Source organism: Cryobacterium sp. Y11, assembly GCF_002929535.1.
Taxonomy (GTDB): domain Bacteria; phylum Actinomycetota; class Actinomycetes; order Actinomycetales; family Microbacteriaceae; genus Cryobacterium.
The window spans coordinates 103,115-117,001 of sequence record NZ_PJJO01000054.1; the positions used below are offsets into that span (position 1 = coordinate 103,115).

Consider the following 13,887-nt stretch of genomic DNA (forward strand, 5'->3'; position numbering starts at 1 on the left):
GCCTCACATGCTCCCAAGTTGTCTATTTATCTAGACAACCCAAAGATTAGGCCCCTAAGGTTGAAGACAGAAGCCTCCCGGTCGACGCGGAGGCCACCACCAGATGAACGTCCGGTGAACCAACAACAAGGACACCCCGTGACGGATCACCCATCGGTCTCCCGATCGAACAGCGGATACTCAGCCTGGCGCCTGATCAGCGAGGAATTGCGCCTGGACATTGACGGCGGCCGACTGCACACGGGCGACCGCCTACCCACTGAGAATGTGCTCGCCGAGCGTTTCGGTGTTAACCGGCACACGGCACGTCAGGCCATCGCCGCATTGGCAGAGGAGGGGCTGGTCGAATCTCGGCGCGGCAGCGGCACCTTTGTGACCGGCCACGCTGTGCGCCTGCACCGGATCGGTCTGCGCACCCGCATGACAACCAGCCTCGGTGACCAAAGCGCATCGGCGACCATCCGCGTGCTGCACAACGCCATCGAGGACGCACCGTCAGAGATCGCCCGGCGGCTGGGAATTGACGGCCGCCGGGCGATCCGGGTCGAAACGACGCGTTCCGCTGGCGGGCAGCAGATCTCGGTGAGTACGCACTGGTTTGATGTCGAGCGCGTGCCCGACATCGCGACTGCTCTGCGGCGCACCGGATCAGTCACTGCGGCGCTGCACGCGAGCGGTATCGACGACTATGTGCGCGCGTCGACCGTCGTTGGCGCGCGACACGCCACCATAACGGAGTCCGAGTTACTCACGTTGGGGCCCGGCGCGATCGTGCTCGTCACCGAGGCGCTCGACACCCTGCCCGATGGCACCCCGCTGCAGCACGTCATGACGCGCTTTTCGGCGCAACGCGTGCGGTTAGACATCGAGCACCCGCGCGCCGACTAACAGATCTGAGCGAACGATCACGTCGATGACCGGGTAATCGATCTGCGCGTGCCCCACAATTGTGCTGAAAATTGACCCGCACATACCGAGATATCACGCGGTAGGAGTGCGGAAAGCCAGTTCACACGCTCCGTCGGTATGTTTTGCCGTATTGTACGCAAGAACGTAGTTGCAGCATCCGTTGTAGCGGGGCAAAATACCCATAACGTTTGAACGGAGAGTCCCGTGCCCGCCTCATTTCTTGTCATTGATTCCCAGTCGAGTACGCCGCCGTTCGAGCAGTTGCGCAGCCAGGTGATCGCGGCGGTGCGCTCCGGCCGGCTGGCCCACGACACCCGGCTGCCAACCGTGCGAGCCCTCGCTGCCGAACTCGGCCTGGCTACGAACACGGTCGCCCGCGCCTACCGCGAGCTGGAGCGAGACAGCGTGATCGAAACGCGTGGCCGATTTGGGTCATTCATCGCGTCCGACGGCGATGCTTCGGAGCGGCACGCGCAGGCGGCCGCCGACTCCTTTGCGGCCCGGATGAACCAACTCGGCGTAAGTCCGGCCGAAGCGCTCGCGCTCGTCACCGAAGCGCTGGAGCGCGATTCGAGCTCGTAACTGCCCGTGAGTGTACTCAACCGACCGGGCCCGCGCCCGGTCCGTGGGTCCACGATCTATCATGGGCCCGACTTCCGAGCCTGGGCCCGACTTCCGAGCCTGGGCCCGGTCGAAGCACTCCGGCAGGGCGGGGGGTAGGGCCGCCACGATAGTGGGCGACAAGGCGCGGGCAGGGGGCGTCGATTGCCAACCCGATTTTGTATTGCTACTCTGGTACAAAACACACACAAAGGGAGGGTTTCGTGGACGCATTTTTTGTGGTTGTGGCGGGGCTGGTAATGGCCGGGTTGGGCATCCGTTTGGTCTATATCGCTCGGGCCGAACCACGCGAGCGGATGCTGCACGCCTACTCCCAGCAGGTCGGACTCGCGTTGGTCCCGGAAATCGTTCCCGAGCTGTCGCGCCGAATCTACCGCCGCGAACGCGCCGGGGAACTGGGGTCGATGGCTGGACTCGTCGTCGGAGTCGCCGCGGTGATCGTGTTGCACGGCAGTACCAGCCCGTGGAACGCACTCTTTGTGATTATGGCGATGACCGTCGGATCAACGATTGCCCTCATCGTCAACGATTCCCGGTCGGCGTGGGCACCGGTATCCGACACGCCGCGACTGGCTCGGAGCACGTCGCCCATCCTGGCCGACTACGTCACGCGGCTTGACCGAACCTTCTCGCTGGGCCTTCTGGCGCTGGCCACCCTCGGCTACATTGCCGTGCTCGCTGTCATCGCGATCAACCCGGAGCGGGCGTTCGACGATGTCTCGGTGCGAACGATTCTCTGGCCAGCCGGGCTGCTCCTGGCACTTTCGGCCGCCTCCGCCCTGGTGACCTGGGCGTCGGCCAACGCGCTGTTGGGCCGCGGGCAACCGGCCAGCACGTTCATCGAGCTCGCCTGGAACGACGCCTTTCGCAGCACCACACTGCGCAGTCTGGTGGGAATTCCTGGGATCATTGCCGCGGTGAGCGCGTGCGTGTTGTTTTTTTCGTTGAGCGACGGGATCGACCTGCCCGCGCCGGGTTCGGTCGGGGAAATTCTGGTCGGATCGTTCACGATCATGGGTCCGATTCTGCTGGTCGGTCTGGTCAGCTGGAGCGTCACGAGCCTACGCAATCGCAATACGACGCACTATCTGCGCCGGCTCTGGCCGGAGACGGCCGCCGAGTTAGACCGGCACCGTCGAGGCCCATCTGCCGACAGCTGGCCCGACGAAGGCAGCCAAGCGAAGACCTCGGCATGATTCTGCTGATCGACCCTCGTTCGGCGACGCCGCCCTACGAACAGGTACGGGTGCAGGTACTCGCCGCGGTGCATTCGGGTGACCTTGCGCCCGGCGACAGGTTGCCAACCGTGCGCAAGCTGGCTGCGGATCTCGGGCTCGCCGCCAATACCGTGGCCCGCGCCTACCGCGAGCTCGAACGGTTCGAAGTGATCGAAACGCGCGGGCGCAACGGATCCTTCATCGCCGCGACCGGAAACTCGGCCCAGCAGCAGGTACAGGACGCCGCCGCCGCGTTCGCCGGAACGGCCAGGCAGCTCGGCGTCACCCCCGAGGAGGCGCTTAGCTATGCGCGCGCGGCCCTCGGGTTTCGCTCGTAGCTGCGGGCACGGGGCGCGCGACATCCGCTCGTAGACGCCCGGCTTGCGGCACGCCTGCGCCTCCCGTGCCCAAACCGCCCGGGCCCGGTCGCAGTACTGAGGCAGGGAGTGGGCTAGCGGCCGGCGCGATAGTGGGCAGCGAGGCGCTCGAAGCCCTCGTCGAGGGAGACTGCTGGCGCCCAGCCCAGGTCGGCGCGAGTGCGGCGTTGGTCGAACCAGTGCGCGGTCGAGAGCTGTTCAGCCAGAAACCGGGTCATCGGCGGTTCGTCGGTTCCCGGGCGACGCCGCCAGAGCGCCTCAATGAGCGAGCCAGCACCGCGGGCAGCGGATGCCGGCACCCGCCAGGCCGGCGCTGCCACGTTGGCCGCCGCGCAGATTCCAGCCAGGAGTTCCGCGACCGGGCGAGGTTCTCCGTTGGTGATCACGTAGGACTGGCCATGCACCCGTTCACAGGCATCGAGCGCCGCGTGAATGGCCGAGGCCGCATTGTCGACGTAGGTCGTGTCGATGAGGGCGGCGCCATGCCCGAGTAACGGCAGCCGGCCGGAGCGGGCGCGATCGACGATGCGCTCGATCAACTGGGTGTCGCCGGGGCCCCAGACCAGGTGCGGGCGCACGGCGACCACGCTAAAACCAGGGGCATCGGCGGCGAGCGCGAGCAGCTCGGCGCGCGCCTTGGTGCGGGCGTAGTCACCGCGGGCATGTTCCGGCGAGGCCGGCAGCGCGTCGGAGCCCATGATCGACGCCCCGGAATGTGCCACCGACGGCGAGGAGACGTAGACGAAACGGGACACGCCAGCATCCCGAGCAGCCTGCAAAACGGTGCGCGTGCCGCCGACATTCACTGCCTCGAATTCGGCCGGGTCGCCGGTAAGTGAGACCTTGGCGGCGAGGTGCACGACCGCGTCCATGCCGCTCACGGCATAGGCGAGGCCGGCGTAGGGGGTATCGGCCGGGGTGGTGATCGAGCCGTACACGTCTTCGAGGCCGGCCAGGCCGGACGGCCGCCGCTGAAAGGTGCGCACCTCGTGCCCGGCCGCGCTGATGCTAGCGGCGACAGCGCGGCCGAGGAAGCCGCTGGCTCCGGTCACGAGTACTCTCATGGCTTAGTCCAGCGTGCGCCAGAGAGAATGCCGGTGGCCCAGCGCGACAACCGGCTGCGGTCGATCTTGGAGTTGTGCCGAATATCCGTTGGCAGGCCGGGCACGACGAGCACGGCGGCGACCGGCGACCCAACCACAGCGCGCACGGCTTCGGCCAGCGAAGCGGATGCCCGGTGCACCCGCCGGGCCGGCGGCACGGTTTCGATCACGGCGACCTGCTGCTGGGTGCCGAGCGGGCCGACGCCGACGAAGGCCGCGCGCGCCACATCGGGCAGCGTTTCGATGCGCTGCTCCGGACCGACCGGGGTGACCACGCCGCCCGCCGTCACGATCACATGCGGCATGCGGCCCTCCACCCAGAGGCGTCCTGCGCTGTCGAGATGGCCGACGTCCCCGGTGCGATGCCAGCGTTCGCCCGGCACCGCGCCGCGGCGCGAGGCGCGTTCGGTAAGCCAGAGCCGGTCGTAGTGATCCTTGACGTGCGGCGCCGACACGACGATCTCGCCGGTCACGTCGGGTTCCTCGGTCAGTTCACCAACGGATGCCCCGCTAGCGTCAAGCGCGCTGATCCGAATGCGGGTGGTCGCGGTAGCCCGTCCGACGCACACTCCCCCGGCCGGCTTTGCGGTCGCGGTTGCCGCACCCGCGACCGACGCGTCGTCGTGCGCGGCAGCATCCGCTATCGGCATCGCCACACTCGCAGCGGCGTCCCGGATACCCGCGAGCGTGATATCGGCCATGAGCAGGCCCTCGGTCATGCCGTACGGCGTGTGCGCGGTTGCCCCCGGCATGAGCGCGGCGGCCTGGGCGAGCAGGCTCTCAGAAATGGGCGCTCCGGCCGAGAGAAAGCGCTGCACCCCGGCGAGGGCGGCGTGATCGGCGGGCGTGAGCGCATCGGCGGTCGCAACGACGTTCACGAGCGCGGCAGGCGACAAAAAGACGACCGTCGAGCCTCTGGTATCGCCATCAGCCGCGGCAACGGCGGCCGCGACCGCGGTGGCGGTGAGGGTTTTCGGCGCCGTGACATCCATATCAGGGGTCACCGAACGGGCGCCGAGGGCCGGGCCAAGCAGGGCGAACGGGGCGAATCCGGCAACCAGACCGGTTCCGACGCCGACGCCGTACTGCAGATAGAGGGCGTTGCTGACGGCGGAGAGTTGGCCGTGGGTGTAGACGACACCCTTGGCTGGGCCGGTCGATCCGGAGGTGAACAGCACGGCCGCCGGGTCGCTCGGGACGGGGCCAGGCGGGAGCTCGGTTCCGGCTGTCAGCCGAGCTGCGCCGAGTCGGGTCAACTCAGCGAGGGTATGTTCGATGCCGAGGAGTGCGGCCATCGGTGCTGGAAAGCGGGCGGTGGAGATTTTGCGCCCTGGCCAGCCGAGGGCGCGGGCGGCCATGAGGCCGGGAGCTGCCCCGATCACGAAGTCGGGCCGGGCGCCGCGCACGGCGCGAGTGAGGCCGGGAAGGCCGAGGCCGGCATCCGCTACGACCACGATCGCACCGATGCGCACGCAGGCGTAGAGCACCGCGGTGAGGTCAGCGCTTGGCGGCACCAGAAGTGAAACGCGGTCACCGGGCTTGACCCCGATGAAGACGAGGCCGGCGGCGATCTCGCGCACGCGCCGCGACAGCAGCCGCCAGCTGACCGTGCGCGGGGCCGGCTGCATGTCGACCAGCGCGGTTTCGTCGGAGCCCTGCAGTTCGTGAAGGTAATACCACAGCGGATGCGTCCCGGCCGCTTCCCACGCAGCCTTCGCCGACACGGCGGCCTCGGCCGGTTGTCGAGTCTGTCGAGACACGACCAACGAAGATGGCGCGGCCGCGCCTGCAGCCCCGCTCCCCGACGCGGCGGTCTCGGCAAGCTCGACCAGCGGGTTCTCGGGTTCCGCGGCAAGCTCGACCAACGAAGATGGCGCGGCCGCATCCCCCGACACAACGGGCTCCAGTCGTGAATTGCACGCGGGCGGCGCGCCGGGCGCTCCCATCCGCTGATCGAGCTTGCCGAGATCGCCATGGCGGGAACGCGACTCGCCTAAAAGAGCCGGGTCGGCGGGAGAGGTCATGACGCAGTCCCCCAGCCAGAGCAGCGCGGCGGCGGCGTAGTCCGCATCCTCGGCCAGCAGGTGACCCGCGCCCTCGAAACGGTGCACGCGAGCGTGCGGCATCCGCTCGACCACGTCGTCGAGATAGCGGTCGCTGAAGATCGGATCGCGTGGACCCCAGAGCAGCAGCGTCGGCACGACGAGCGCACGCACGGCCTCGGCGATGCGGTCGAGTTCCGCCCGACTCTCGTGCCGCGGCGCCACCGGAATGTCGGCGACGAAGCCGCCGATTCCGCCGCGGCGGGCGCTCGTCAGATACGGCGCACGGTAGCCGCGCTTGACCTCGTTCGATAGCGACGGATGCGCGAGGGACAACGTCGTGTCGAGAAATGCGGGCGTCGCGACGGTCGCTGTGCCGAGAACACCCCGACCGAGGGCGAGCCTCAGTGGCGCCGGAATCGGATCGCTGGCGGGCTGATGCACGGCGGTGTTGAGCAGCATGACACCAGCCAGCAGCTCGGGGTGGTCAACGGCCCAGCCGAGAGATACCACTCCGCCCCAGTCATGTCCCAGGGTGATGACCGGGCCGGTCAGATCGAGCGCGTCGGTGAGGTCGCCGAGGTCTTGCACCCGGCGAGCGAGTGGGCGAGCAGCACCCGCAGAGCGGCGGCCGGTTGCGGCGCCGGCAGCAGCGCCGGCACCACCAACACCGACATCAGAACCGGCGGTGTCAGCACTACCGCCGGAACGCTCGGAGAAACCCATGTCGAGCTGGTCGACGGCGATCACGCGCCAGGCCGGCGCGCCGGACTGTGCTGCATCCGTTGCAGCAGAAAGCAGCCCGCGCCAGAGGTACGACCAGGTCGGGTTGCCGTGCACACACAAGATTGTGCCGACCGGAATCACGCCGAGCACGTCGAGCTGGGGGCCGTTGTCGAGCAGGTGCCAGCCGTGATTCACGCCACTCGCCGAGCCCCCCCGATCGCTCTCGACGACCTCGACTAAGCGCGACCACTCCGGGTCAAGCCCAGCCAGGCCGGCGGGCGGCAGCGCGGCCGGGGCCGGGGTCGTGCGCGGCAGTCGACGGGACGTTGCGGTTGTGCGGATATTAATCACAGTGTCTTTTCTCCGAAGGGGCCTGCCGTGATCCTGCTGCTAGCCGGCCACGGGCCGTGAAGCGGATGCTCGTCCAGTCAGTAAATGGGGCCACCAGTGTCATCTCGTCGTTGATGCAGAGGCCCAAGGAGCTAAAAGTGGCATCTCGCCAGCAGCACGCGGGCCCACAGGGCCAACGGTGGCAGCTCGCACGGCGCTCCACCTAAACCCGTCGGCCCCGCATGCACGGCAGTCACCGACATGGCCACATTCTCCGAAAACGCCGGCGTCGACGAACATAGTGTCGAAGCGGGTCTCCAGAAGCATCGTCACCAGACGAGTTCCATCATCGCGGTGTTGAGACCGGAGCCGACGCCCATCAGCAGTACCCGGTTTCCCGGCTGCAGTGTCGACGCCTCCTGCGCGAGTGTGATGGGGATGGAGGCCGGGCCGACGTTGCCGAGGGTAGGGAAGGTCAACGGAATCTTGGTTTTGTCCATTCCCGTGGCCTTCACGATGGCATTGGTGTGCACGCTCGAGACCTGGTGCAGAATGTAGCGATCCATGTTCGACCAGCTCCAGTCGCGTTTGGCTTCGGTCCAGGCCGACACCACCAGTTCCATGCCGCCCTTGAGCAAGGCTTTCGCGTCGGTGAACATGCCGTCGACACTGCCAACACACAGGTCGTTGAACTGGGTGGCAGCTCGGGCCACACCGCCGAGGATGCGGTGTCCACCGGGGTGGGCATCCGCTGGGCCAAGCACGGCAGCGGCAGCGCCGGAACCGAGGGTGAGGCTCGCGAACTCGCTCATGAAATCTTTGCGTTTGATACCCGGGCGGCCGAGGCGCTCAATGGTGTTGGTCTGAATCTCGTCAGCGTCTTCGCCATCGATGATCACGGCGTACTTGATCTGCCCGCTGTCGATGAGCTGCGCGGCGAGAGTCATGCCATTGACGAAGCCGAGGCAGGCGTTGGCAATGTCGAAGTTGATCGCCGACGATGGCAGGCCGAGCCCGTGATGAATGCGCACGGCAACGGAGGGTTCGAGGTGCTTGCGGGTGACCGAGGTGTTGATCAGCAGACCAACGTCGCTCGGCTTGATGCCGGCCTCGCGCAGCGCAATCTTGCCGGCCTTGACCGCGGCGTCGTCAAACGTCTCGTCGGGGCCCCAGTTGCGCCGTTCATAGACACCGGCCACACGCTGCAGCAGCCCGGTTGGTAGTTTCAGGCGCGTCAAAACCGGCTTCAACCGTCGATCTATCTCGTCTGACGTCGTGATCAGCGGCGCCATCAGACTCGCGACCGACAACAAGGCGACGTTTCGATGCGTCGTCGTCGCGTTTCCGTTCAAGCGTGAACCCCTGTCGAATTGTGGGCAGCAATCATCATACGGCCCCCATGAGTTTGACCCACGAAACTGTACGTAAACCGTATGCCGCCTGTGTGCGCCCGTGCAGAATCGCGGAGATTCTCGCCGAAAAGCCTCAAAATTACGTGATCGGGGGCCTATCAGACAAGAATCTCCGCAGTTCGTACCCGGCCTAGATCACCCCATCAGAGAGGGTGCTCGGGTTGCCGAATCGGTGCGCGGTGATCGAGATGGCCTGTTCCCGCAAAAACGGCAGCACCTCGATGCGACCGGCCTGGGTGACCGCGTTCGAGTACACGGCAATGTCCGGGCTGCCGTTGAGGGCTTCGGCGAGAGCGGATGCCTCCACCCGCGCCCCCAGCACCGGGTCGCTGCCGATCAGGCGCACGCGGCTAGCCGTGAGACCACCGGAGCGAGCCCGGTCCAGCCACTCCTCGTCGCTCTCGATGAACACCGCAATCTCCCGCTCGGAGAGGATATTGCGAACGGCCGGCGGCACCGGAATGGTGCTCGACACGTCAAAACGTGACGTGGACAGGGTCGCGGCGGCAATCACGCGCAACAGCTGGGCGAGAGTGCCCGTCTCGGTCAGGCGCACGGTGACCGGCAGTGCACGGTAGCGGAACAGGTTGCGCTCCACACCAAGGTCGGTCGCGTCGCGCACGACGTTGAATTCCTCGCGCCAGGCCAAAGCGTCGCTCACGGCCGAGCGGCGCAGCACGTCGAAGTCGGTGTAGTCGAGGAACGGCTGGCTCGCTTCGATAATGTCGGTGACGCGCTGCTCGAGCCCGCGCAGGTGCAGCGTCGAGCTGTTGCGGCCCGGTTCGTTGACCCAGCTGCCGAGGCCGAGGAGGTAGTTCGGTCCGCCGGCCTTGGTGCCGGCGCCCACGGCTGAACGCTTCCAACCGCCGAACGGCTGACGCTGCACGATGGCACCGGTGATGCCGCGGTTGACGTAGAGGTTGCCAGCTTCAACAGAGTCGACCCAGAGGGCCAATTCTTCGGCATCGAGCGAGTGCAGGCCGGTGGTCAACCCATAGTCGACAGCATTCTGAAAGCGGATGGCTTCTTCCAGATTGCGCGCATGCATCACGCCCAGCACCGGTCCGAAGAACTCGGTCAGGTGAAAATACGATCCGGGGGCGACACCGGTGCGAATGCCGGGCGACCACAGCGTGCCGGTCTCATCGAGCTGCCTGGGCTCGACCAGCCAGTGCTCGTCGGCGCCGAGCGTCGTCAGGGCATGCAAGAGCTTGCCGTCGGCCGGCGACATGATCGGGCCCATCTGAGTCACCGGGTCGCTCGCCGCGCCGACCTTGAGAGAGGTCGCGGCATCCACCAGCTGGCCCAGGAACCGCTCGGACTTCGCGACCGATCCGACCAGAATCACGAGGCTCGCGGCCGAGCACTTCTGGCCGGCATGACCGAAGGCGCTCTTCACGACGTCGGCTGCGGCAAGGTCGAAGTCGGCCGATGGAGTGACGATGATGGCGTTCTTGCCGCTAGTTTCGGCCAGCAGAGGAAGATCGCGGCGGAATGAGCGGAACAGCTTGGCCGTCTCGTAACCGCCGGTGAGGATGACCCGGTCGACGGCGGGGTGCGCGATGAGCGTGGCGCCGAGCTCGCCGCCCGCGAGGTTCACCAGCGCGAGCAGCTCTCGCGGAATACCGGCTTCCCAGAGCGCTTCAACCACGACGGCACCGGTGCGCTGGGCCAGGGTGGCCGGCTTGACGACGACGCCAGCGCCGGAGGCAAGGGCTGCGAGCATGCCACCGGCCGGAATGGCGGTCGGAAAGTTCCACGGCGGGGTGACCACGATGAGTTTGGACGGCACGAAGATGGCGCCCTGAACGTGGTCGAGGTCCTTGGCTCGTTCGGCGTAATAGTTGGCGAAGTCGATGGCCTCGCTCACCTCGGTGTCACCCTCGGTGATGGTCTTGCCGCACTCGCTCGCCATGACCTCGATCAGGCGGTCACGGTTCGCGGCGAGCGCCAGGGCGGCACGGTGCAGCACGGCGGCGCGTTCAGCGCCAGTCTTCTGACCCCAGGCCGCTCCGGCCTCGAGTACGCCGTCAATGATGGTGTTCAGGGCGGCCTCGTCGGAAACGGCCGCGGCGCTAATGGTGTCGATTCCGAGAGTGGATGCGTCGGCGCGGGCCAAAATGCGCCGCCCCCAAGCCCGGTTCGCGGGCAACGACGGGTCAGTGTCCGGCTCGTTGTGAAAGCTCGGCTGCAGGGGAACCGAGCCGCGGGTGATGCCCAGCAGCGCACTGGTCAGCTGCGGATCGGCGTCTGGATCGGTGTCGGAAATCTGACCGCGGGCATCCGTGTGGGCGGCAGCCAGGCGGCCCCGGTCGTAGCTGCTCGAGCGGTCCTGCACCCGGTTGGGGGTCGGCACCACGTCGTCGAGGGCGTCGAGGGAGGCCTGAAAACGCGCCTTCTCACGGTCGAACAGTTCGGGGTTGCTGGTCAGCTCGAACACGGCCGACATGAAGTTCTCCGAGCTGGCGTTCTCTTCGAGTCGGCGAATGAGGTAGCTGATGGCCACGTCGAACTGCGACGGGTCGACGACGGGCGTGTAGAGCAGCAGCTGCCCGACGTCATTACGCACGGCTTGCGCCTGGCCGGTGGCCATGCCGAGCAGCATCTCGAAATCGACCCGGTCGTCCACGCCGCGCGCGACGCTGAGCAGGTGTGCCCAAGCCACGTCGAACAGGTTGTGGCCGGCGATGCCAAGCTTGACCGCATCCGTGTTCTGCGGAGTGAGCGCCCAGTTCAGCACCCGCTTGTAGTTCGTGTCGGTGTCTTGCTTGCTGCCGAAGGTCGCGAGCGGCCAGTCGTGCACGGCGGAATCGACGTTCTCCATGGCGAGATTGGCGCCCTTGACCAGACGCACCTTGATCGGCGCTCCGCCGGCAGCGCGCCGATTCTGCGCCCAGTGGGTGAGGCCCTGAATGGCGCTCAGGGCATCGGGCAGGTAGGCCTGCAGCACGATCCCCGCCTCGAGCTGGGCCAGCTGCGGCTGGTCAAGCAGGCCCTCAAACACCGCGATGGTCAGGTCGAGGTCGCGGTATTCTTCCATGTCGAGGTTGATGAACTTCGGGGTAGCGGATTGTGCTGCGAACTCAAACAGCGGCGTGAGTCGTTCAATCACACGGGCAACGGTCTCATCGAACGCCCACATTGACAGCTGGCTGGCGATGGACGATACCTTAATAGAGACGTAGTCCACGTCGGGGCGTTGCAGGATGCGGCTCGTTGCTTCGAGGCGTTCGAGTGCTTCCTTTTCGCCGAGCACTGACTCGCCGAGCAGGTTGATATTGAGGCGGTTGCCACCCTCTTGCAGGTGCGCGAGCGCCGGACCGAGCTTGTCGGGGGTGGCGTCGACGACGAGGTGGCCCACCATCTGGCGCAGCACCGTTCGGGCGGCTGGAATGACTACCCAAGGCAGCACGGGCCCCAGGATTCCGCCGAGGCCGATAGCAGCGCGCATGTGCGGCGGCAGAAAACCGGGCGCCTTCTTGGCTACCTTGGCGAGGCTGTAGCCGGCCACCATCTTGTCTTCTGGACGCATGACTCCGTCGACGAAGCCGACAGTAAAGTCGAGGCCGTTCGGGTCCTTCAGCACGCCGGCGAGCCGCTCGGCCGCGGCATCCGTTGGGATGGTGGCGCTTTCGTCGAGCCATTTCTTTACGAGAGCGACGACCTCCGAACTGAAATCCTCGTTGGCGGGGCGGGTGGAGGCATTGGTCATGGTCACGAGACTAGTCTTTCGTTCGCGGATGGGCTGCTCTGGTATTGCCAGTCTGAGGCCAGCCTATATTTAGCAAAAGCAATTGTTTATGCATGATATTCGTTACAATTTGTAATGATTCGGTTTTGGGCGGGTCAATGGGTGTAAGGGGTAGCGGATGCTGGATGTCAGGCGGCTGCGGCTGCTGCGCGAACTGAAGATTCGTGGCACCCTCGCCGGGGTCGCCGCCGCCCTCGCCTACAGCCCCTCCGCGGTGTCGCAACAGCTCGCGCTGCTCGAAAAAGAGGCCGGCGTTGTACTGCTCAAAAAGGTAGGCCGTCGCGTGCAGCTCACCCAGCAGGCCGAGATTCTAATCGAGCACACCACCTACTTACTGGAGCGGCTCGAACTGGCCGAGGCCGACCTGCGCGCGAGCACCACGACCGTGTCTGGCACCGTGCGGGTGGCCGTGTTTCAGTCGGCGGCCCTCGCGGTGATTCCGCGGGCGCTTACTTTTTTAGCCGACGATTATCCGGCCTTGCGGGTCGAGGTGACCGAGCGCGAGCCCGAGCGCGGACTGTTCGAGGTGGCCGCGCGCGACTTCGACCTGGTGCTCGCCGAGCAGTATCCCGGCCACACTCGCGCGCACTGGCCAGACCTCGACCGGGTAAACCTGGCAACGGATGCGCTGCGGCTGGCGGTTCCGCCCGATTCAGGTCGGGTCAGCGCCGCCACGCTCGAAGAGACCGCCGGCCTGCCCTGGGTGATGGAACCGGTCGGCACGGCCTCCCGGCAGTGGGCCACGCAGCTGTGCCGCTCGGCCGGGTTTGAACCCGACGTTCGGTTCGAGACCGCTGACCTGATCGCGCACATCCGCTTAATTGAATCGGGCAACGCCGTGGGCATTCTGCCGGACCTGGTCTGGGCCGGCCGCATGCCGGCGGTGCAGCTGCACGACCTGCCCGGCACCCCCCACCGCACCCTGTTTTCGGCAGCACGCCGCTCGAGCGCACAGCGCCCGGGAGTGGTCGCCGTGCGCGATGCCCTTGACCGGGCCGTGAGCAAGGTGGCCAAGCTCACCGAATCCGACCCGCTCGAACCGCCGCGCCCATTCGAACCGCTCGCCCCGATCTAGGAACGTCAGTCGACCGATAGGGGTAGCCAGGCCACGGCGCTCAGGGTCATACTTATCGAACACATCCGCGCGCACGTCGTGTGAATCGCTGTGTAGCTGCGGACCCCACCGAACGAGGGAGTCGAGAAGACATGAGAATTCACTGTCCTTATTGCCATTCGGAAGCGACGCTTGCCCCGAACCCGGCCCATGGTGAGCAGCCAACCCTCCCCCGTTACCTGATGAAGTGTTCGGGTTGCGCCCGAACGACGGTATTTGGCAATCAAGCGCACAAGAGCGCTCCACCCGCTCGATCCAGACACTGACTCCCTCCAGCGTCGCTCA

9 protein-coding genes are annotated in these 13,887 nt (G+C 66.5%); 5 read left to right on the forward strand and 4 right to left on the reverse strand.

Annotated features, from left to right (window positions below):
• The first annotated feature begins 138 nt into the window (after positions 1 to 138).
• The 4 genes from phnF to CXY75_RS07780 all read left to right on the forward strand — a co-directional run bounded on the left by phnF (position 139) and on the right by CXY75_RS07780 (position 3,085).
• Positions 139 to 888: a phosphonate metabolism transcriptional regulator PhnF gene (gene phnF / locus CXY75_RS07765; RefSeq protein WP_104082254.1), complete on the forward strand. Its 750-nt coding sequence runs from the start codon at positions 139 to 141 to the stop codon at positions 886 to 888.
• 225 nt (positions 889 to 1,113) lie between these two features.
• Positions 1,114 to 1,491: a GntR family transcriptional regulator gene (locus CXY75_RS07770; protein WP_104082255.1), complete on the forward strand. Its 378-nt coding sequence runs from the start codon at positions 1,114 to 1,116 to the stop codon at positions 1,489 to 1,491.
• A gap of 242 nt (positions 1,492 to 1,733) precedes the next feature.
• Positions 1,734 to 2,726, forward strand: a complete 993-nt coding sequence (locus tag CXY75_RS07775; RefSeq protein WP_104082256.1) for a hypothetical protein — start codon at positions 1,734 to 1,736, stop codon at positions 2,724 to 2,726.
• On the forward strand, positions 2,723 to 3,085 hold the full coding sequence (locus CXY75_RS07780) for a GntR family transcriptional regulator (RefSeq protein ID WP_104082257.1): 363 nt from the start codon (positions 2,723 to 2,725) through the stop codon (positions 3,083 to 3,085). Before CXY75_RS07775 ends, CXY75_RS07780 begins: the two co-directional genes overlap by 4 nt.
• Before the next feature lie 113 nt (positions 3,086 to 3,198).
• Here CXY75_RS07780 and CXY75_RS07785 read toward each other — a convergent pair whose 3' ends face one another.
• From CXY75_RS07785 to CXY75_RS07800, 4 genes are all read right to left on the reverse strand, one after another.
• On the reverse strand, positions 3,199 to 4,188 hold the full coding sequence (locus CXY75_RS07785) for an NAD(P)-dependent oxidoreductase (protein ID WP_104082258.1): 990 nt from the start codon (positions 4,186 to 4,188) through the stop codon (positions 3,199 to 3,201).
• Positions 4,185 to 7,346, reverse strand: coding sequence for an alpha/beta fold hydrolase (locus CXY75_RS07790; RefSeq protein WP_233201800.1), 3,162 nt, complete (start codon positions 7,344 to 7,346; stop codon positions 4,185 to 4,187). The genes CXY75_RS07785 and CXY75_RS07790 overlap by 4 nt, the downstream gene beginning before the upstream one ends.
• A 308-nt stretch (positions 7,347 to 7,654) precedes the next feature.
• Positions 7,655 to 8,677 carry a 3-oxoacyl-ACP synthase III gene (locus CXY75_RS07795; RefSeq protein WP_104082259.1) on the reverse strand — a complete coding sequence of 341 codons (1,023 nt, stop codon included), beginning with the start codon at positions 8,675 to 8,677 and terminating at the stop codon, positions 7,655 to 7,657.
• Between the two features lie 190 nt (positions 8,678 to 8,867).
• On the reverse strand, positions 8,868 to 12,449 hold the full coding sequence (locus CXY75_RS07800; protein ID WP_104082352.1) for a bifunctional proline dehydrogenase/L-glutamate gamma-semialdehyde dehydrogenase: 3,582 nt from the start codon (positions 12,447 to 12,449) through the stop codon (positions 8,868 to 8,870).
• Between the two features lie 157 nt (positions 12,450 to 12,606).
• Here CXY75_RS07800 and CXY75_RS07805 point away from each other — a divergent pair, with 157 nt between their 5' ends.
• The gene (locus tag CXY75_RS07805; protein WP_104082260.1) at positions 12,607 to 13,563 is read left to right on the forward strand and encodes a LysR substrate-binding domain-containing protein; all 957 of its coding nucleotides are present in this window, start codon (positions 12,607 to 12,609) and stop codon (positions 13,561 to 13,563) included.
• Positions 13,564 to 13,887: the final 324 nt, after the last annotated feature.

Coding starts and splice junctions, on each gene's coding strand:
- CXY75_RS07780 (WP_104082257.1), top strand. CDS start 2,723: ATGATTCTGCTGATCGACCCTCGTTCGGCGACGCCGCCCTACGAACAG.
- CXY75_RS07785 (WP_104082258.1), bottom strand. CDS start 4,188: ATGAGAGTACTCGTGACCGGAGCCAGCGGCTTCCTCGGCCGCGCTGTC.
- CXY75_RS07800 (WP_104082352.1), bottom strand. CDS start 12,449: ATGACCAATGCCTCCACCCGCCCCGCCAACGAGGATTTCAGTTCGGAG.
- CXY75_RS07805 (WP_104082260.1), top strand. CDS start 12,607: ATGCTGGATGTCAGGCGGCTGCGGCTGCTGCGCGAACTGAAGATTCGT.